Origin of the sequence: Streptomyces sp. NPDC059917 (genome assembly GCF_042730635.1) — a bacterium.
Lineage (GTDB): Bacteria > Actinomycetota > Actinomycetes > Streptomycetales > Streptomycetaceae > Streptomyces.
In genome coordinates this window covers 1-18,829 of the sequence record NZ_JBHWLC010000089.1, presented here as the reverse complement: position 1 = coordinate 18,829, position 18,829 = coordinate 1, and the positions used below count along the sequence as shown (strand labels likewise).

At 73.4% G+C, this 18,829-nt stretch carries 16 protein-coding genes and 1 pseudogene; 8 read left to right on the top strand and 9 right to left on the bottom strand.

Annotated elements, in window-relative coordinates; translation table 11 throughout:
* Nucleotides 1-208: 208 nt before the first annotated feature.
* Nucleotides 209-1,738, bottom strand: a complete 1,530-nt coding sequence (locus ACFWAR_RS33795; RefSeq protein WP_385785681.1) for a leucyl aminopeptidase — start codon at nucleotides 1,736-1,738, stop codon at nucleotides 209-211.
* 357 nt (nucleotides 1,739-2,095) lie between these two features.
* Here ACFWAR_RS33795 and ACFWAR_RS33790 point away from each other — a divergent pair, with 357 nt between their 5' ends.
* From ACFWAR_RS33790 to ACFWAR_RS33770, 5 genes are all read left to right on the top strand, one after another.
* A complete protein-coding gene (locus tag ACFWAR_RS33790; RefSeq protein ID WP_385785678.1) occupies nucleotides 2,096-4,123 on the top strand; it encodes a hypothetical protein in 2,028 nt (675 codons plus the stop codon).
* 224 nt (nucleotides 4,124-4,347) lie between these two features.
* Entirely contained in the window at nucleotides 4,348-5,874 is a 1,527-nt protein-coding gene (gene pelF, locus ACFWAR_RS33785) for a GT4 family glycosyltransferase PelF (protein ID WP_385785675.1), read from the top strand.
* Nucleotides 5,871-7,403 (top strand): hypothetical protein, encoded by a 1,533-nt coding sequence (locus tag ACFWAR_RS33780; protein WP_385785672.1) that lies wholly within the window; start codon nucleotides 5,871-5,873, stop codon nucleotides 7,401-7,403. Before pelF ends, ACFWAR_RS33780 begins: the two co-directional genes overlap by 4 nt.
* Nucleotides 7,404-7,430: 27 nt before the next feature.
* Complete coding sequence (locus ACFWAR_RS33775) at nucleotides 7,431-8,081, top strand: spherulation-specific family 4 protein (protein WP_385785669.1); 651 nt, start codon at nucleotides 7,431-7,433, stop codon at nucleotides 8,079-8,081.
* On the top strand, nucleotides 8,078-8,929 hold the full coding sequence (locus ACFWAR_RS33770) for an endo alpha-1,4 polygalactosaminidase (RefSeq protein WP_385785666.1): 852 nt from the start codon (nucleotides 8,078-8,080) through the stop codon (nucleotides 8,927-8,929). The genes ACFWAR_RS33775 and ACFWAR_RS33770 overlap by 4 nt, the downstream gene beginning before the upstream one ends.
* 18 nt (nucleotides 8,930-8,947) lie before the next feature.
* Here the strand turns inward: ACFWAR_RS33770 and ACFWAR_RS33765 are convergent, their stop codons facing one another.
* The 5 genes from ACFWAR_RS33765 to cobU form a co-directional block, all read right to left on the bottom strand.
* Nucleotides 8,948-10,129: a sensor histidine kinase gene (locus ACFWAR_RS33765; protein WP_385785710.1), complete on the bottom strand. Its 1,182-nt coding sequence runs from the start codon at nucleotides 10,127-10,129 to the stop codon at nucleotides 8,948-8,950.
* A 51-nt stretch (nucleotides 10,130-10,180) separates the two neighbouring features.
* Nucleotides 10,181-10,927 carry a hypothetical protein gene (locus tag ACFWAR_RS33760; RefSeq protein WP_385785708.1) on the bottom strand — a complete coding sequence of 249 codons (747 nt, stop codon included), beginning with the start codon at nucleotides 10,925-10,927 and terminating at the stop codon, nucleotides 10,181-10,183.
* 2 nt (nucleotides 10,928-10,929) lie between these two features.
* Complete coding sequence (locus ACFWAR_RS33755; RefSeq protein WP_385785705.1) at nucleotides 10,930-12,630, bottom strand: phosphatidylglycerol lysyltransferase domain-containing protein; 1,701 nt, start codon at nucleotides 12,628-12,630, stop codon at nucleotides 10,930-10,932.
* A gap of 251 nt (nucleotides 12,631-12,881) precedes the next feature.
* Entirely contained in the window at nucleotides 12,882-13,994 is a 1,113-nt protein-coding gene (gene cobT, locus ACFWAR_RS33750) for a nicotinate-nucleotide--dimethylbenzimidazole phosphoribosyltransferase (RefSeq protein WP_385785664.1), read from the bottom strand.
* A 163-nt stretch (nucleotides 13,995-14,157) separates the two neighbouring features.
* On the bottom strand, nucleotides 14,158-15,369 hold the full coding sequence (gene cobU / locus ACFWAR_RS33745; protein ID WP_385785661.1) for a bifunctional adenosylcobinamide kinase/adenosylcobinamide-phosphate guanylyltransferase: 1,212 nt from the start codon (nucleotides 15,367-15,369) through the stop codon (nucleotides 14,158-14,160).
* A 117-nt stretch (nucleotides 15,370-15,486) separates the two neighbouring features.
* On the opposite strand from cobU, the gene ACFWAR_RS33740 reads away from it, so the two are divergent.
* The gene (locus ACFWAR_RS33740) at nucleotides 15,487-15,699 is read left to right on the top strand and encodes a hypothetical protein (protein WP_385785658.1); all 213 of its coding nucleotides are present in this window, start codon (nucleotides 15,487-15,489) and stop codon (nucleotides 15,697-15,699) included.
* 57 nt (nucleotides 15,700-15,756) lie between these two features.
* On the opposite strand, the gene ACFWAR_RS33735 is transcribed toward ACFWAR_RS33740, so the two are convergent.
* Nucleotides 15,757-16,500, bottom strand: a complete 744-nt coding sequence (locus ACFWAR_RS33735) for a class I SAM-dependent methyltransferase (protein WP_385785702.1) — start codon at nucleotides 16,498-16,500, stop codon at nucleotides 15,757-15,759.
* A gap of 65 nt (nucleotides 16,501-16,565) precedes the next feature.
* On the bottom strand, nucleotides 16,566-17,165 hold the full coding sequence (locus ACFWAR_RS33730) for a DUF3043 domain-containing protein (RefSeq protein ID WP_354383710.1): 600 nt from the start codon (nucleotides 17,163-17,165) through the stop codon (nucleotides 16,566-16,568).
* Between the two features lie 272 nt (nucleotides 17,166-17,437).
* Here ACFWAR_RS33730 and ACFWAR_RS33725 point away from each other — a divergent pair, with 272 nt between their 5' ends.
* Nucleotides 17,438-18,232, top strand: coding sequence for a PspA/IM30 family protein (locus tag ACFWAR_RS33725; protein WP_354383709.1), 795 nt, complete (start codon nucleotides 17,438-17,440; stop codon nucleotides 18,230-18,232).
* A gap of 13 nt (nucleotides 18,233-18,245) precedes the next feature.
* On the top strand, nucleotides 18,246-18,524 hold the full coding sequence (locus ACFWAR_RS33720) for a hypothetical protein (protein WP_385785655.1): 279 nt from the start codon (nucleotides 18,246-18,248) through the stop codon (nucleotides 18,522-18,524).
* 201 nt (nucleotides 18,525-18,725) lie between these two features.
* Here ACFWAR_RS33720 and ACFWAR_RS33715 read toward each other — a convergent pair.
* Nucleotides 18,726-18,829: pseudogene (locus ACFWAR_RS33715) on the bottom strand (SAM-dependent methyltransferase); the annotation flags it as partial.

Below are 18,829 nucleotides of genomic sequence, written 5' to 3'. Positions count from 1 at the left end.
GGGAACACGGGACGCCGGGCCCGGGGTGGGACGGGGCGTTCTGCCCGAACCGACGGTTACCGAGGCGTAGAAACCTACGGAGCGCAGCGGATTTTCGTCGAGAGTGAACAGGGCGGAAGTGAACGCCGGGCGAAGAGCGCCCCCGGGACCTTCGATCAGGTCCCGGGGGCGCGTCCTCACCGTCCGTTCACCAGGGGTGAGCGGTGCGTCAGCCCAGGTCGCCCGTGGCCGTGCGCTCGGCCAGCCGCACCAGGGTGCGCACGGCGGAGCCGGTGCCGCCCTTGGGGGTGTAGCCGTAGGGGGCGCCCTCGTGGAAGGCGGGACCCGCGATGTCCAGGTGCGCCCAGGTGATGCCCTCGCCCACGAACTCCTGGAGGAAGAGGCCGGCCACCAGGCCGCCGCCCATGCGCTCGCCCATGTTGGCGATGTCGGCGGTGGGGGAGTCCATGCCCTTGCGCAGGTCGGCGGGGAGCGGCATCGGCCAGGAGGCCTCGCCGACCTCCTCGGCGATCTCGTGGATCGAGGTGCGGAAGGCGTCGTCGTTGGCCATGATGCCGAAGGTCCGGTTGCCCAGGGCCAGCACCATCGCGCCGGTCAGGGTCGCGACGTCGACGATCGCGTCCGGGTTCTCCTCGGACGCCTTGGTCAGCGCGTCGCCCAGGACCAGGCGGCCCTCGGCGTCCGTGTTGAGGACCTCGACGGTCTTGCCGCTGTACATGCGCAGCACGTCACCGGGGCGGGTGGCGGAGCCGGAGGGCATGTTCTCGGCGAGCGCGAGCCAACCGGTGACGTTGACCTGGAGGCCCAGCTTGGCGGCCGCGACGACGGCGGCGAACACGGCGGCGGCGCCGGACATGTCGCACTTCATCGTCTCGTTGTGGCCGGCCGGCTTGAGCGAGATGCCGCCCGAGTCGTAGGTGATGCCCTTGCCGACGAAGGCGAGGGTCTTCTCCGCCTTGGCGTGGGTGTAGGAGAGCTTCACCAGGCGCGGCGGGTTCTCGGAGCCCTTGCCGACGCCCATGATGCCGCCGTAGCCGCCCTTGAGGAGCGCCTTCTCGTCCAGCACCTGGACCTTGATGCCGTTCTCCTTCGCGGTCGCGGAGGCGACCGCGGCGAAGGCCTCGGGGGTGAGGTCGTTCGGCGGGGTGTTGATCAGGTCACGGGCGATGTTGACCTCGGCGGCCACGACCACGGCGCGCTCGGCCGCGGCCTTGTGCTCCTTGTCGCGGGGCTTGGCGCCGAGCAGCGCCACCTCGGCGAGGGGCTGCTTGGGACCGGAGTTCTTCGCGCCCTTCTTCTCGCCGCCCTGGTAGGCGGTGAAGGCGTACGCGCCGAGCAGCGCGCCCTCGGCGACCGCGGTCACGGCGGAGGCGTCGTCCAGCGGCAGCGCGAAGGCGGCCTTCTTGGTGCCGTGCAGCGCGCGTGCGGCGGCGCCGGAAGCGCGGCGCAGCGCCTCCTCGTCGTAGGACTCGTCCGTGTCCGGGACCGAGCCGAGCCCGACCGCCAGCACGACCGGGACCTTCAGGCCGGCCGGGGCGGGCAGCTTGGTGATCTCGCCTTCGGCGCCGGAGGCACCGAGGGCTTCGAGCACGGTGCCCAGCTTTCCGTCGAACGCCTTGTCCACGGCCTCGGCGCCGGCGGCGACTACGGGGCCCTTGGGGCCCTTCGCCACGCCGACCACGAGGGCGTCGGCGCGCAGCGTCGCCGCGCCGGCAGTGCTGAGAGTCAGAGCAGTCACGGTGGTGAAGTCTCGCTTCCGTCTATGTGGTGTGGGGCTGCGGTCGGGTCGGGGTCGCCGGCCGTTCCGGCAGCGATCGTATTCCGGCTCGGCGGCCGCCAGAAATGAGCCTACGCGTACGCACTCGTCCGTACGTCACTCGAAGGTTTGGCAAGTTGTTCGATCAAGACGCTGGACGGTTCACCCATCTGTGGCCTGTGTTACAGGTTTGCCGATTAGACCTGACGAGGTCCGAGAGACTCGAGCCACTCTCGCAAGGGGACGCGGGGTCCCTTTGCATGATTTCCACAGAGCCTCCTCGATTCGGCCGTCCGCCATGGTCGTGGTCGTGGGGAGCCTGCGGGGGGAAAGGCCGAAATGGTCAACAAGAACCGGATGAACAGGGTCGCCGCCGCCATGGCCGCGACGGCCCTGATGTCCGTCGCAGTACCCGCCGCGACCGCCCAGGCGGCCACGGCACCACGGATCGACCTGAAGGTGCTGGTCGTCGACGACGGCGGCAGCTCCGTGCAGGCGATCACCGCGGAACTCACCAGCACCGGGGTTCCGTTCACCCGCATCGACCTGGGCAGCAGCAGCCGCCCGGTGATCAACGCGGCGTACCTCGCCGACACGGTCGACGGCCGCCCGCGCGCCAAGTTCCAGGGGGTGGTGCTGCCGAACGAGAACCCGTTCGGAGCGGGCTCGGCCGAGATGACCGCGCTCAGCGCCTACGAGACGACGTACGGCATCCGCCAGGTGGACGCCTACACCTGGGCGCACCCGGAGGTCGGCCTGGAGTACACCGACAACGGCGGTTACGGCGGGACGCTCGACGGCACCCAGGCGGCCGTCACGACGGCGGGCAAGGCCGGTCCCTTCGGGTACCTGGGGGGCCAGGTCGCCTTCGAGGACAACTCGCCGCTGATCCCCGAGAGCTACGGCTTCATGGCCAGGCCGCGGGCCGGCTACACCAGCTACCTCGACGCCCCGGTCGGCTCCGGACGGGCCTCGCTCCTCGGCGAGTACGCCCACGACGGGCGCAAGGAACTGGTGGTCACCTTCGGGTACAACCAGTACCAGCAGCAGTTCAGGCTGCTGGCCCGGGGCATCGTCGAGTGGCTCACCCAGGGCGTCCACCTCGGCCGGAGCCGGAGCTACTTCGCGGTCCACGTCGACGACGTGCTGGCACCGGACGCGCGCTGGAGCAAGGACCTCAACTGCACGCCGGGCGACTACGCCTGTGCGGGCGGCGCGGGCCAGGAGAGCGACATCCGGATGACCGCCGCCGACGCGCAGTACCTCGCGCAGTGGCAGACGGGCAAGGACTTCAAGCTCGACATGGTCTTCAACGCCGGCGCGGGCGAGGAGTGGAAGAGCGAGCACGCGGGCGCCGACCCGCTCGCCGCCCAGCTGATCGCGGACAAGGCGAAGTACCGCTGGGTGAACCACACCTACACGCACCTGTTCCTCGGGTGCCTGCAGAACGTCGACACCAACCCCTGGACCTGCAAGACCAACGCGCAGGGCGCGATCCAGTGGACCACCCGGGCCGACATCTCCAAGCAGATCAGCGACAACAACAACTGGGCCGCGTCCAAGGGCATCACCACCGACCGCTCCGAGCTGGTCACCGGTGAGCACTCGGGCCTCAAGGTGGCGCCCCAGCAGCCCGTGGACAACCCCAACCTGGCCGGGGCGCTCGCCGACAACGGCGTGAAGTGGACCGCGAGCGACAACTCCCGCGAGCCGGAGATGCGGGCCGTCGGCGCCGCCCAGACCGTCCCCCGGTACCCGATGAACGTGTACTACAACACGGGCACCAACGCGGAGATGGCCGACGAGTACAACTGGATCTACACCAGCCGCGCCGACGGCGGCAGCGGCCTGTGCGAGGACAACCCGGCGACCTCGACCTGCCTGCCGGCCCCCCTCGACGCGAACACCGGCTTCCTGAACTACATCGTCCCCCAGGAGGCCCGGACCGCCCTGCGGCACGTGCTCTCCAACGACCCCCGGCCGCACTACGTCCACCAGGCCAACCTCGCCGAGGACCGCACCCTCTACCCGGTGCTCAACCAGGTCCTCGACACCTACCGGACCCTGTACGCGCCCAGCACCCCGATCGTGAACCAGAGCCAGAAGGACTCCGGCGTCGAGCTGAGCCGCCGGACCGCCTGGGCCAAGGCGATCGCCGCGGGCCAGGTCACCGCGTACCGCATCGGCACCGACGTCACGGTCAAGGCCCCCAGCGGCGTCGTCGCGCCGGTCACCGTCCCCGAGGGCACGAAGAAGCAGCTGCTGCTCGGCACCTCCGTCTTCGGCACCGCCTACGCGGGCAACCGGTCCGACTGGACCGCGCCGGAGGCCCTCCAGTCCGCGGTGACGCTCAAGCTGCCCAGCTGAACCGTTCCGGCCGACCGCACCGCCGCGACCGACGGAACCGGCGCACCCGGCCGAACCGGCGCACTCAGCCGAACCGGCGCACCCGGCCGACCTGCCACGGCTGAACGGCGCCCGCACGACCCGCAGCACGCGATCAGCACACGACACGCACGCCGCACCACAGCGCCGGCGCTCCGCGAACCCACGGGCGCCGGCCCCTTTTCCGTCCTGGGGGGACACACCGCATGAGTCATGGGCGTCACGTCACCATGCTCACCGAAGGCACCTATCCACACGTCCACGGAGGCGTCAGCACCTGGTGCGACCAGCTCGTCCGGGGGATGCCGGAGGTGGACTTCAACGTCATAGCCCTCACCGGCTCCGGTCGCGAGCCGGTCACCTGGGAACTGCCGCGCAACGTCTACCGGCACACCATCGTGCCGCTGTGGGGCCAGGCCCCCGTCCGCGGCCGCCGCTGGGTCCCGCGGGGCAAGGCCCACCGCCGCTTCACCGAGACCTACGAACAGTTCCTGCTCTCCCTGCTCGACCCCGGCCCCGGCCCCGACAACGCCGCCTTCTCCGCCGCCCTGCGCGAACTCGCCGTGCACGCCCGGGCCGGTCGGCTCACCACCGCCCTGCGCTCCGAATCCGTCCTGCGCACCCTCATGGCCGTGTGGACCCGCCCGGAGCTGCCCACCGCGGGCGCCGCCCCCACCATCCACGACGCGCTCACCGCGACCGACCTGCTGGAACACGCGCTGCGCCCGCTCGCCGTCCGGATCCCGCCCGACAGCGTCGCGCACGCCGTCAGCAGCGGCCTCGCCACCCTCCCGGCGCTCGCCGCCAAACGCCTGGACGGGGTTCCGTTCCTGCTCACCGAGCACGGCATCTACCTGCGCGAGCGCTACCTCGGCTACCGCACCGCCGCCCAGCGCTGGCCCGTCAAGGCCCTGCTGCTGGCCTTCTACCGCGAGCTGAACGGCGAGGGGTACCGCCAGGCCGACCTGATCACCCCGTGCAACCAGTACAACCGGCGCTGGGAGGAGCGCGGCGGGGCGCCCTCCGAGAAGATCCGCACGGTCTACAACGGCGTCGACCCGCACGCCTTCCCCGACGCCGGACCCGAGCCCGCGGTCCCCACCCTCAGCTGGTGCGGGCGCATCGACCCGATCAAGGACCTCGAAACCCTCATCCGTGCCTACGCGTTCATGCGCGCGGAGCTCCCCGCCCTGCGGCTGCGGCTCTTCGGGCCCGTCCCCGCGGGCTGCGAGGACTACCGGACGAGCCTGGAGAAGCTCGCGGCCGAACTCGGGGTCACCGACGGGATCTCCTACGAGGGCCGCATCGACGACGTCGCCCGGGCGTACGCGGCGGGCAGCATCGTGATGCTCTCCAGCATCAGCGAGGGCTTCCCCTTCAGCATCATCGAGGCCATGTCCTGCGGGCGCACCACCGTCTCCACCGACGTCGGCGGGGTCCGCGAGGCCGTCGGCGACACCGGTCTCGTCGTACCGCCCCGCGAACCGGAGCTGATGGCCAAGGCCACCCTCGCGCTGCTGCGCGACGACGCCCGCCGCGCGGAGCTCGGCCGCCGGTCGCGCAGGCGGGTCGTGGAGAAGTTCACCCTCCACCGCTCCGTCGACGGCTTCCGGCACATCTACCGGGAGCTCGCCGGCCAGCCCGTGCTGCCCGTCCACGCCGGGGACGACTGGACCCAGCGGCTCGCCGATCCCTGGTACCGCGAACTGGCGGCCGACGGGAGCCTGTGGTGAGCGGCTCCCTCTGGCTCAAGACGCCCGGCGGCGACACCCTGCCCGCGATCCCCCGTCCCCGGCGCGCCGGGGCGGGGGCGCCCGCCGGCGACCCGATGGAGGAACTCGCCGAGCGGCTCGCCCCCTTCATCGCGGCCGCCGTGCACCCCGACGAGATCGCCGCCGTCCTGGAATCCGACGGCATGACCGACGAGCACATCCGGCTCGCCTACGGCCGCCAGGACTCCTTCGGCCTCGCCGAGGAGCTGTACGCCCGGGTGCCCCGCTCCTTCCCCGAACCGGCCGAGACCCCCGACCCCTGGAAGGTCTCCCTCACCGCCTGCCTGCTGCGCGGGCTGATCTTCGCCCTGCCCGGGCTCGCCTACGTCCTGGGCGCGCCCCTGCTGGAGGGGCCGCCCGACCGGCTCGGGCTGCCCGCCGGGACGCTGACCCTGCTGGCCGGGGCCCTGATCGGCTGGGTCTGGGACCAGACGCTGTCCCACCGCGCCTACTCCTGGCTGGGCCTGGGCGACCGGGCCGCCGCCGGGCGGACCCTGCTCGTCGGCGCCCCGGCGGGCGCCCTGCTGGGCAGCGCGGCCGCCCTGGCGGTGCCCGGCGGCCCCGCCTTCTCCTACGCCTTCGCCGCCGGGCAGGCCGTCTACGTCGGGGCCGCGACGGTCCTGCTCGTGCTCGGCCGGGAACGGCTGCTGCTGTGCGCGCTGGCGCCGATGGCGGCGGGCGCGGTGGTGTCGCTGGTCGTGGGGCTGGCGACCCCGCTGCGGGTGGCCCTGCTGCTGCTGTCGCTGCTCGAGGCCTGCGCCCTGGCGCTGCGCGAGCTCCCCCTGGTCGAGGGGGTGCGCACGGCGGCCCGCCGGGTCCGCGACCGGCTCCGGCGGGGGCCCGGCGAGGGGACGGTCCGCTGGCGGATGCTGCGGGGCGCCGAGGAGGAGTTCGCACCGCGCGGCCCCCGGCTCGGGGACTCGGTGCCCTTCGGGGTCTTCGGCCTGGGCACCGGCCTGCTCGTGCTCTACGCCGCCCTCGGCGAGGTGCTCGCGGGCGGCCCCGCCGAGGCGGTCGCGGCCCCCTCGGCGGTGGCCCTCACGCTCAGCATGGGCCCCGCCGAATGGCTCCTGCACCGCTTCCGCAGCGGCTCCCTCGCGGGGCTGCGGGCCGCCCGCTCGCCCCGGGCGTTCTGGGGGCGGATGGTGCTGACCCTGGCCGAGTGCCTGGCCGCGTACCTGACGGTGCTCCTCGTCCTGGGCATCGCCGGAACCCTGCTGTGGACCGGGGCGCCCGGGCTCACCGGGGTCCGGGTGGCGACCTTGCTGCTGCTGGGCACCGTGATGTGGACCGGGCTGCTGCTCCAGTCCTTCGGCGCGGTGCGCGCCGCCGCCGGGGTGTGCGCGGGGGCGGCCGGGGCGCAGAGCCTGGCCCTGCTGACCGGCTTCGGCCAGCCCCGGCTGGTCCAGCTGGTGGTGGCGGGGGCGGCGGCAGCGGCGCTGGCCGGGCTGGTCTGCGTACTCCTCGGCCGTGCCACGGCGCACCGCTGACCCGATCAGAGGGAAGTGAAGGAAGACATGTTGCTGGTGCCCCTGTACGAGCACCCCGCCGACCGGCCCGAGGCCTGGGAGGCCCTGATCCGCTCCGCGGGTCGGCTGCACTCGGTGGTGCTCAACCCCGACAGCGGTCCGGGCGCCGCTCCCGACGAGCGGTTCGCCGCGGTCGCGGAGCGGCTGCGCGCGGCCGGCGTGCCCGTCCTGGGCTACGCCGACACCGACTACGGGCGGCGCCCGCACGCGGCCGTCGTCCAGGACCTGTTGCGCCACCGCGAGTGGTACGGCACGGACGGGGCCTTCCTCGACCAGGTGTCCGCCGAGGGGGAGCGGCTGGGCCACTACCGGCGGCTCGCCGTCGCCTCCCGGGCCGCCGGGGCCCGTACGCTCGTACTCAACCACGGGGTGCACCCGCACCCCGGGTACGCCGAACTCGCCGATCTGCTGGTCACCTTCGAGGGCCCGTGGGACGCCTACCGGGACGCGGCCGCGGTGCCGCCGTGGACCGCCGACCATCCCGCCCAGCGGTTCTGCCACCTGGTGTACGCGGTCCCGCCGGGCGCTCCCGCGGCCGAACTGGCCGCGCAGCGCGGGGCGGCGGTGCACTGCGCGGTCCCGGGCACCGGGGCGCACCCGTGGGGGACCCTGCCGTACGCACTGGAGGCCGCAGGATGAGGAGACCGCTCGCCGCGGGAACGGGGGGCCGGCGGCTGCTCTGGCTGCTGCCGCTGCTGCTCCTCGCGGCCTGCACGGCGGGCCCGGACGACGGCGGGGACGGCGGGGACGGCCCCGGCCCGGGCCCGGCGCCCAGCCGGGCGCCGGGGGAGCGCTGGCAGCCCAAGCCGGGCCTCGGCTGGCAGTGGCAGCTCACCGGGAAGCTGGACACCTCGGTGGACGCGCCGGTCTACGACGTGGACGGGTTCACCACCACCAAGGAGCAGGTCGCGGGGCTGAAGAAGGACGGCCGGGAGGTGATCTGCTACCTGTCGACCGGCGCGTGGGAGGACTTCCGGCCGGACGCGGCGGGCTTCCCCGCGGACATGCTCGGCAAGGGCAACGGCTGGGAAGGGGAGCGCTGGCTGGACGTGCGGCGGCTGACGGAGCTGGAACCGCTGATCGCCAAGCGCTTCGACATGTGCCGGGACAAGGGCTTCGACGCGGTGGAACCGGACAACATGGACGGCTACCGCAACGCGTCCGGCTTCCCGCTGACCGCCGAGGACCAGCTGCGCTACAACCGGCTCATCGCGAAGCTGGCGCACGACCGGGGGCTCGCGGTCGGCCTCAAGAACGACCTGGACCAGATCCCGCAGCTGGTCGGCGACTTCGACTTCGCGGTCAACGAGCAGTGCGCGCAGTACGGGGAGTGCGAGCGGCTGAGCCCCTTCGTGGCGGCGGGCAAGGCGGTCTTCCACGTGGAGTACGAGCTGGCGCTCGGCCGGTTCTGCGCGCGCTCCAAGGAACTGGGGATCAGCTCCTTGCAGAAGAAGTACGACCTGGACGCCTGGCGGAAGGCCTGCTGAGCCGGGCCGGGGCCCCGCTCACACCGGCAGGATGACGTGCACCCGGTAGCCGCCCCCGTAGCGGGGCCCGGCGAAGCAGGAGCCGCCCAGGGCGCCCGCCCGCTCGCGCATGCCGAGCAGCCCGTGGCCGCCGCCCGGGTCCACCGGCGGCGGCGAGGGGTCCGCGCCGCTGCCGCCGTCGTCGAGCACGGTGACCTCGGCCGAGCCCCCGACCCGGACCACGCTGACCTCGGCGCGGGCGCCCGGACCGGCGTGCTTGCGCACGTTCGTCAGCGCCTCCTGGATCACCCGGTACGCCACCAGGTCCACGGCGGCGGGCAGCGCGGGCTCGGGGTCCGGACCCAGCTGGACGATCACGTCCACCGGCAGCCCGGCATGGCGGAAGGTGTCCACCAGCGCGTCCAGCACGGCGAGCCCCGGCGCGGGCTCCGTCGGGGCCTCCGGGTCGCCGGACTGGCGCAGCAGGCCCACGGTGGCCCGCAGTTCGTTCAGCGCGGAGCGGCTGGCCTCGCGGACGTGCGCGAGGGCCTCCTTGGCCTGGTCCGGCCGCTTGTCCATGACGTGCGCGGCCACCCCCGCCTGCACGTTGACGAGCGCGATGTGGTGCGCCACCACGTCGTGCAGGTCGCGGGCGATGCGCAGCCGCTCCTCGGCGACCCGGCGCCGGGCCTCCTCCTCGCGGGTGCGCTCCGCGCGCTCGGCCCGCTCGCGGATCGCGTCGATGAAGGCGCGCCGGCTGCGGACGGCGTCCCCGGCCGCCGCGGCCATCCCGGTCCAGGCGAACACCCCGAGGTTCTCCTGCGCGTACCAGGGCAGCGGCCCGGCGAGCATCGCCACGCCCGTCAGCGCGGCCATCGTGAGCAGGCCGACGCGCCAGGTCGTGGGCCGGTCGGTGCGGGAGGCCAGCGTGTACAGGGCGACCACCGCGCCCATCGCGACGGGCGCCCGGGGCTCCCCGGTGACCAGCTCGGTCAGGGTGAGCGCACTGGTCGCGGCCAGTACGGCGCGCGGGTGGCGGCGGCGCAGCACCAGGGCCGCCGCCGCCAGGATCATCAGGATCAGCGACAGCAGGTGGGGGACGCGGGTGCCGAAGGTGGGCTGCCCGTGCGGTCCGTGCGGGTCGGCGAAGGATCCGAGGAGCATCGTGGCGAACGCCCCGAGGGCGACCAGGGCATCGGTGGCGAGCGGGTGCGCGCGCATCCACTGCCGGGTGCCGGCCACGGACGGCCCGAAGGGTGTGGTCACGGGAACCTACGGTACGGCCTGCGGCCCGCCCGAAGAGGAACGGGCGGGCGGCGCCCCGGGCGGCGGGGGCCTACGGCCCGGAGGGACGTTTCGCCGGTCCGGGCCCCACTTCGCGCGGACCGCGCACACCACCATCACGGCGGTGATGGCCGCCAGGTGTTCCTTGCCCGCCAGGTTGTTCTTCACGATCACCTCGATGATCATGACGGCGATCACCAGCCCCCCGGTGACGTACGCCCGGTAGCGCCAGCACACGAACACCGCCAGCCCCACCACCGCCGCCGACGGCCCGGTGTCGTTCACCACCCGGTCCGTCAGCGGCAGCCCGAAGGGGTGCTCGGGGCTCAGCGACAGCCCGATCCGCGCGTACGTCGTACCGGCCAGCGTGGCCACGTACCCGATCAGCAGCGTCCGCCACCAGCCGATGCAGATCTCCGCGATCCCGAACACCAGCAGCATCTGGAGCAGCGCGCCCCACACCGGCAGGTCCAGGGCGGGCACGAACAGCGACAGCGGGGTCCGGATCAGGGCCAGCCACAGAGGGTCGGCGGCCTTCACCGACCCGAGGTTCTGCACCGGCTGGAAGCCCCACGACTGGTTCTGCACGATCTGGAAGATCGAGGTCAGAGCGACCGCGCCGAGCGACATCGGGACCGCCCGCCACCCCTTGGCGACGAGCGTGTCCCGCACGGTCCAGTACAGGGGCCCCCACTCACGGCGGGCGAACCGCCTCAGGGAGGCGGTGGTCGGCAGGGTCAACGGCGCGTCTCCAGGTGTCTGCGGTGCAGCCACTTCGGCAGGCCGGGAGCCTCCAGGAAGCCCTCGGCCCGGCCCGCGGCGATACCGATCCGCAGCAGGTCCGAACTCTTCTCGAAGAGCATGAACCGCGGTTCCCAGATCGGCCGGTATTTGGCGTTGGCCCGGTAGAGGGACTCGATCTGCCACCACCGCGAGAAGAAGCTGAGCAGCGAGCGCCACATCCGCAGCACCGGCCCCGCGCCGAGCTTGGAGCCGCGCTCGAAGACGGAACGGAACATCGCGAAGTTCAGCGAGACCTGGGTGACCCCGATCTCCTTGGAACGCTCCAGGAGTTCGATGACCATGAACTCCATCAGGCCGTTCTCGGAATCCCGGTCACGGCGCATCAGGTCGAGCGAGAGGCCCTTGGGCCCCCACGGTACGAACGACAGCACGGCCCGCAGGTCGCCCTTGCCGTCGGTGCACTCCAGCATCACGCACTGGCCGTCCGCCGGATCACCCAACCGGCCCAGCGCCATCGAGAAGCCGCGCTCGGTCGCACCGTCGCGCCAGTCGTCGGCCCGCCGCAGCAGGACGTCCATCTCGTCGTTCGGAATGTCCGCGTGCCGCCGGATCCGGACCTCGTACCCGGCCCGCTTGACCCGGTTGTAGGCCTGCCGGACGGTCCGCATCGCGCGGCCCTCCAGCGTGAACTCGTCGGTCTCCACGATCGCCTCGTCGCCCAGCTCCAGGGCGTCCAGACCGTGCCGGGCGTAGATCGTGCCCGCTTCCTCGCTCGCGCCCATCACCGCGGGCACCCAGCCGTGCTCCCGGGCCTCCGCCAGCCACGGCTCGATCGCCCCGGGCCACGCCTCGGGGTCGCCGATCGGGTCGCCGGAAGCCAGCGAGACACCGCCGACCACCCGGTAGGTCACCGCGGCCTTGCCGGTGGGGGACCAGATGACGCTCTTCTCCCGGCGCAGCGCGAAGTAGCCCAGCGAATCGCGGTCGCCCTGCTTGGCGAGCAGCGCGCGCAGCTGCTCCTCGTCGGCCTCGGTGATCGGATCCACGGCCCGGCGGGACCGGAAGGCGGCGAACAGCACCGCCAGCAGCAGCACCGTCGACATCACGTTGATGAAGACGTCCACCCAGCCGGGCGTGGTGATCCCGCTCAGCGCCTGGTCGTCGGGGGCCAGGGTGACCAGCCGCATCGCGCCGTAGCGCCAGCGGGTCAAGAACGTCACCTCGGACTGGTCCGGAGCGTGGTTGGTCGCCCCCACCAGCAGCGCCGCGACCAGCGAGGTCAGCAGCAGGCCCACGGCGCCGACCACGGTCGCCAGCTTCGGGTTCGAGCGGTCACCGCGCGCGTAGAACTCCTTGCGCCCCAGCAACAGCGCCCCGACGAAGGCGGCGGTCAGCGCCAGCGACACCCAGTTCTGGGTGTGTTGACGGAACTCGGGATAGTACGAGGTGAAGGTCACCAGGGCGAAGGCGAGCAACAGCAGCCCGCTGAGCACCAGGTTGAGGATCCACGCGGCCCGCTTGCGGCGGCCCATCGTCACCGCGAGCAGCAACGAGAACAGGCCGGACGCGAAACCGGCCGTGAGCAGGTACGGAGTGTAGAAGTCGGCGGTGTTGTGGTCGCGCAGGTCCTGCCCGAGCGAAAGCCACACCGCACTGAGGAAGTTGATGAAGGTGACGGCGCGCAGGTACCACACCGCGAACGCGGCGCTGCGCCGTGAGCGGGCGCTCCCCCTGCCGGTCTCCCGGCCGCCCCCCGACTTTCCGGCGTCCGTGCCGGAGTCTTTCCTGCCGCTCGGATCGCCGCCGGGTCCTCGGTCGGTGTTCCGGACGGAATCTGCGCTGGTCAAACGGACCTCTCCCATGGAAAGCGATGATATGGGGCCCGCCTTCCCCTGGAGCGTCGGAAGACCCCGGCCTGGTCAGGGCGCTGAGGTTTCCCGACCCACTACTGCGGCGGACCGGCCGAAGGGCCGGCGGACGGCTCGGCCCCTTCGGCCGGCCCGTCGGACCCGGTCGTCCGCTCCGGGAGGTCCGCCGCGAGCGCGGCGGCCGCCTGGACCAGGGGGAGGGCGAGCAACGCCCCGGTTCCTTCTCCCACGGAGACGCCGTGGTCGAGCACCGGGTTGAGTGCCATCCGGTCCAGCGCCTTCGCCTGTCCCGGCTCGCCGCTCGCCTGTCCCGCCAACCACCAGTCCGGGGCCCGGAAGGCGGCCCGCTGGGCCACCAGCCCGCAGGCCGCCGAGACGATCCCGTCGAGGATCACCGGCGTGCGCCGCACCGCGCACTGGAGCAGGAACCCGGTCATGGCGGCGACGTCCGCCCCGCCGACCGCCGCGAGCAGCGCCACCTGGTCCCCCAGGACCGGGCGGGCCCGGCGCAGCGCGTCGCGGATCGCCGCGCACTTGCGCATCCAGGTCAGGTCGTCGATGGGCGCGCCACCGCGCCCGGTGACCACCGAGGCGTCCGTACCGCACAGCGCGGCGACGAGGGTGGCGGCGACCGTGGTCCCGCCGACGCTGAGGTCACCGAGGACCACGAGGTCCGTACCGGAGTCGGCCTCCTCGTCGGCGATGGCGATGCCGAGGGCGATGGCGTCCCGCGCCTCCTCGATCGTCAGCGCGTCCTCGGTGTCGATGCGCCCGCTGCCCCGCCGGACCCGGTGCTTGACCACGTCCTCGGGCAGCAGCCCCGGATCGCAGTCCAGGCCCGCGTCCACGACCCGCAGCCCCGCGCCGAAGCGGGCGGCCAGGATCGACACCGGGCTGTTCCCGTCGAGCACGGACCGCACCAGCAGGTGGGCGGAGGAGGCGGGGCGCGCCGAGACGCCCTCGGCCGCGATCCCGTGGTCGGCGGCGAACAGCACGACGCGCGGCCGCACGATCGGAGCGACCGGTACGCGGCCCTGCGCGGCCGCCAGCCACTCGGCGAGCTCGTCGAGCCGCCCGAGCGCCCCGGCGGGCACGGCCAGCCGTTCGCGGCGATCCTCGGCGTCACGCCGGACGCCCCCGTCGGGACGCTCGATCAGATCGGAGAAGTCGTCGAGATTCAGCGTGGTCATCTGCCGAAGGGTACCCGTGCCCGGGCGCCGCTCCGTGCCCCGCCCGCCCGCGGGTCCGCGCCCCGCGCGGCGGCTCCGGCGGGCGGCCCCCGGCGGCCCTGGCCGAGACCTGACGGGCCCTTGGCCGAGACCCGCCGGGTCCCGGCCCGGACCTGGCGGTACGTCAGTCCTTGAGCGCCAGGGGCTGGCCCGACACCACCAGCAGGACGTGCTCGCACTCCGCCGCGACCGCCGCGTTCAACCGCCCCAACTCGTCGCGGAACCGCCGCCCCGAGGAGGTCGCCGGGACGACCCCGGCGCCGACCTCGTTGCTCACCAGGACCACCCGGCGCCGGGTCGCGCGCACGGCGGCCACCAGCTCGGCCGTGCGCCGGCGCAGCTCCTTCTGCCCGCCGCCCGCCCACGTCGCGTCGTCCCAGGCGCCGGCCCGGTCCATCGCGTCCGTCAGCCACAGCGCCAGGCAGTCGATCAGCAGCGCCGGGCCCTGCGCCTCGTCGGCGTCGAGCAGCTCCACCAGCTCGCAGGTCTCCACGGTCTGCCAACTGCCGGGCCGCCGCTCCCGGTGCAGCCCGACCCGCGCCGCCCACTCCGGGTCACCCTCGCGGGTGCCGCTCGTGGCGACGTAGAGCACCTCGGGGAAGGCGGCCAGCCGCCGCTCCGCCTCCAGCGACTTCCCCGACCGGGCCCCGCCCAACACCAGCGTGCGCCGGGGCAGGTCCGGCACCGCGTGGTAGGCGCCGACGATCAGCGTGGTCCCGTCCGGCACCGCCCGCGCACCGGTCGCCGCGCACCGGCGGGCCAGCTCCCGGCCGGGCGGCACGTCGTGGTCGAGGTGCACGGCGATCACGTCGGTGGCCGGGCCGACCGCGCCGCTCGCCCGCAGCCGGGCCAGCGCCTCGGGCCGCCCCAGCACGTCCAGCAGGACCATGTCGTACGGCTGCTCCGCCGTCCCGTTGGTCCCGGCGGGCGCCCCGCCGGGCGGCAGGTACAGCATCCGGTCCCCGTCGGGCCCGACCACCTCGTAGCCGGTGCCCGGCGCGTCCATCGCCACCGCCCGCACCCGGTGCCCGCTGATCACCGCCAGCCGCTGGCCGTCCGGCACCCGGCCGGCGGCGGGCAGCCCCGGCGGCAGCTCCACCGCGGGCCCGTCGTGCGGATGGCTCAGCAGCACCTGACGGACGCCGCCCAGGGAATGTCCGGCCCGGGCGGCGGCCAGCACGGCCCCGGGAGTGAGATCGAGCAGGAGCGCACCGTCCACCAGTACGGCGGTCGCGGCCCGCACCCGGGTGCCCACGGAGACGGCGCAGGCCGCACAGGGACAGCCGGGGCGGGGCAGTCCTTCGGGTGTGCCGGTGCCCAGCAGAGTCAGTTCCACACGGATGATCCTCCCGCGTCGGCGGGAGTGGTGCGCGCCCGGCTACTCTGCGGGCAGACTCACGGGGAGCACCCGGACGCGTACCGGACGGGTGCCGGACGAGCAACGGAGGCGGACATGGCGTGGACGTGGCGGTTCGAGACGGCCGAGGGCGGCGAGTCGACCCCGGCGGTGGCGCCGGAGGAGTTCACCACGCAGGGCGACGCGGAGTCCTGGATCGGTGAGTACTGGAAGGAACTGCTCGAAGGCGGCACGGAGCGGGTGAAGCTGTCCGACGACGGCGGCACCGAGCTCTACACGATGAGTCTGCGCGAGGCCCTGAACGCCTGAGCCGGCCGTCCGGTCCGGGGGAACGCCCCCGGACCCGGATCGGGCTCCGGCCCGGGGTCAGCCCCGGACCCCGCACAGGTGCAGCAGCGCCGCGACCCCGCGGTAGGGATCGGTACGGCCCGCCCGGTCCTCGGCGGCGAGCAACAGCTCCAGCTCACCCTCGGGGGGCAGCACCTCGCCGGCCTCGCTGCCGTCGGTGAAGACCCGTACGCCGTACCAGGACTGCAGCGGCGCGCCGATCCCGGACAGGGTCCCGGTCAGCGCGGACAACCGGTCGGCGCGCACGTCCAGGCCCAGCCGGTTCGTGTAGTCGACGGTGTCGAAGGCGGCCAGCGCGGCCTTCCAGTCACCGGTGAGCGCCGGGCGCATCGCGAGCGCGTCGCCGTTGCGCACCAGCAGGGACAGCAGTCCGCCGTGCGCCAGCATCCGGGCCAGCCCGGCGAGCATGCCGTCCGACTCCGGTACGTACATCAGCACGCCGTGGCAGAGCACCACGTCGAAGCTGCCGGGCAGGAAGTGCGCGCCGGTCTCCCGGCCGTCGCCCTCCATCAGCCGGACCCGGTCGCGGATCCCGGCCGGCTCGGCGGCCAGCGCCTCGCGGGCCACGGCCAGCATGCCGGGGTCCTGCTCCAGACCGGTCACCATGTGCCCGGCCCGGGCCAGGCGCAGGGCCTGGGTGCCCTGGCCCATGCCGACGTCCAGGACGCGCAGGCGCTGCCCGACCGGGAAGCGCTGGGCGATCTGCTCGTCGACCTGACGGCCAACGAGTTCCTGACGGACCGCGTTGCGCAGGCCCCCCAGTCCCTCCAGCCACAGCCGGGCACCGCCCGCGAAGCCGTCGCCCGCGGCTGCGGGCGACGCTCCGGTCAGGGCCGTTCCCCGCGCTTGACCTGCGGCTTCGGCAGGCGCAGCCGGCGCATCTGGAGCGTGCGCATCAGGCCGTAGGCGACGGCGCCGCGCTTGGGCTCGTCCGGGAAGCGGGTGTTCAGCGCCTTGCGCAGGCGGATGAACAGGCCGATCGAGTCGACGATGATCAGCGCGATCACGCCGAGCCACAGGAGCAGGGCGATGTTCTGGATCGACGGGACCCGGACCATGCTCAGCACCAGGATGATCACCGCGAGGGGCAGGAACATCTCGGCGACGGAGAAGCGGGAGTCGACGAAGTCGCGGGCGAACTTGCGCACCGGACCCTTGTCGCGGGCGGGCAGGTAACGCTGGTCGCCGTTGGCGAGGGCCTCGCGCTGCTTGGTCATCGCCTCCCGGCGACGTTCACGGTTGCGCTTGGCATCCTCCTTGCGATTGCCGGTCGAGGCCACCACGGCCTTGCGCTGCGACTGGGCCACAGCACGCTTCGGCGTCGGGCGGCCCTTCGGGGCCTGCGGGTCACGGGTCTGCGAGAGGTCGGCGCTCACCTTGTCGGTGGCGGCGGCCTTCTCTTCCTTGGAGGAGCGGCTACCAAACACGAAACCAAGCGTACGTGGTTGCGGGCATGGCCCCCACCCCGGCGGGGAACGATCCCGCAACGGCGGGCGTCTTAACCGGTGGCGGGTCCGCCCGCCGCGCCCGCCTCCCGGGGGGCCACCTACTCCTTCAGCCTGACGGGGCGGAGCGGAGGTCGTCCTGGAGGAGGAGCGCATCCGCACTCGAACAGTGCGGTAATGGAGACAGGGCCCGTACTGTGGGTTCTGTAGGTCACCACGAGCCGAAGTCCTTCAGAAGGGGGCGCGCGAAGCCCATGAGCGGTGTCATGAAGCGTATGGGGATGATCTTCCGCGCGAAGGCGAACAAGGCCCTTGACAAGGCCGAGGACCCGCGCGAGACCCTCGACTACTCGTACCAGAAGCAGCTGGAACTGCTCCAGAAGGTGCGCCGCGGAGTCGCCGACGTCGCGACCTCCCGCAAGCGCCTGGAGCTCCAGCTCAACCAGCTCCAGGGACAGTCCGCCAAGCTGGAGGACCAGGGCCGCAAGGCCCTCGCCCTGGGCCGCGAGGACCTGGCCCGCGAGGCCCTCTCCCGCCGCGCCTCGCTCCAGCAGCAGGTCAGCGACCTCGAAGTGCAGCACCAGACCCTCCAGGGCGAAGAGGAGAAGCTGACCCTCGCGGCGCAGCGCCTCCAGGCCAAGGTGGACGCCTTCCGCACCAAGAAGGAGACCATCAAGGCCACCTACACCGCGGCCCAGGCGCAGACCCGGATCGCGGAGTCCTTCTCCGGCATCTCGGAGGAGATGAGCGACGTCGGCCTCGCCATCCAGCGCGCCGAGGACAAGACCGCGCAGCTCCAGGCGCGCGCGGGCGCGATCGACGAGCTGCTCGCCTCCGGCGCCCTGGACGACCAGAGCGGCCTCGGCTCCAAGGACGACATCCAGCTCGAACTGGACCGCCTCTCCGGCGGCACGGACGTGGAGCTGGAGCTCGCCCGGATGAAGCAGGAACTGGCGGGCGGCCCGTCCGCCCAGCAGCAGGCCATCGAGGGCGGCGGCGCGGGCAACGCGCAGCAGCCGCACCCCCAGCACCGCTTCGACAAGCAGTAGAACGGGGTCCGTCATGATCGTCCGCATCATGGGGGAAGGCCAGGTCCGGCTCGGCGACGAGCACCTCGCGGAGCTGAACGCGCTGGACGACGAACTGCTGGCGGAGATGGAGGACGGGGACGAGGAAGGCTTCCGGCGGACGCTGGGCGGCCTCCTCGACGCCGTGCGCCGGCTCGGCAGCCCGCTGCCGGACGCGGAGCTGGCGCCCTCCGAGCTGATCCTGCCCGCGCCGGACGCGAGCCTGGACGAGGTGCGGGAGATGCTCAACGACGACGGCCTGATCCCGGGCTGAGCCGTGACCGGGGTCGGGGTGGGCGGGGCGCGGCCGGGCCGGGGTCCCGCACGAGTGTCTCCTCGGCTCGCGGCCGCGGCCCGGTCGGACAGTGCGCCCGGTGGTGACCGCTCGTCCTTGCGGGGACACCCCTGCGTGCCCCCGGCCCGGCCGCACCCCGCGCGATGGCGCGCGTCAGGGCGGTGGCGTCGCGACGGGGTGGGGTGTCCCCGGCCAGCGCGGCCTTCCAGTCACCGGTGAGCGCCGGGCGCATCGCGAGCGCGTCGCCGTTGCGCACCAGCAGGGACAGCAGTCCGCCGTGCGCC

Bases quoted from the DNA above. Each gene is read 5' to 3' on its own strand.
- ACFWAR_RS33790 (WP_385785678.1), top strand. From the start codon at position 2,096: ATGGTCAACAAGAACCGGATGAACAGGGTCGCCGCCGCCATGGCCGCG.
- pelF (WP_385785675.1), top strand. From the start codon at position 4,348: ATGAGTCATGGGCGTCACGTCACCATGCTCACCGAAGGCACCTATCCA.
- ACFWAR_RS33775 (WP_385785669.1), top strand. From the start codon at position 7,431: ATGTTGCTGGTGCCCCTGTACGAGCACCCCGCCGACCGGCCCGAGGCC.
- ACFWAR_RS33770 (WP_385785666.1), top strand. From the start codon at position 8,078: ATGAGGAGACCGCTCGCCGCGGGAACGGGGGGCCGGCGGCTGCTCTGG.
- ACFWAR_RS33765 (WP_385785710.1), bottom strand. From the start codon at position 10,129: ATGCGCGCGCACCCGCTCGCCACCGATGCCCTGGTCGCCCTCGGGGCG.
- cobT (WP_385785664.1), bottom strand. From the start codon at position 13,994: ATGACCACGCTGAATCTCGACGACTTCTCCGATCTGATCGAGCGTCCC.
- ACFWAR_RS33740 (WP_385785658.1), top strand. From the start codon at position 15,487: ATGGCGTGGACGTGGCGGTTCGAGACGGCCGAGGGCGGCGAGTCGACC.
- ACFWAR_RS33725 (WP_354383709.1), top strand. From the start codon at position 17,438: ATGAGCGGTGTCATGAAGCGTATGGGGATGATCTTCCGCGCGAAGGCG.
- ACFWAR_RS33720 (WP_385785655.1), top strand. From the start codon at position 18,246: ATGATCGTCCGCATCATGGGGGAAGGCCAGGTCCGGCTCGGCGACGAG.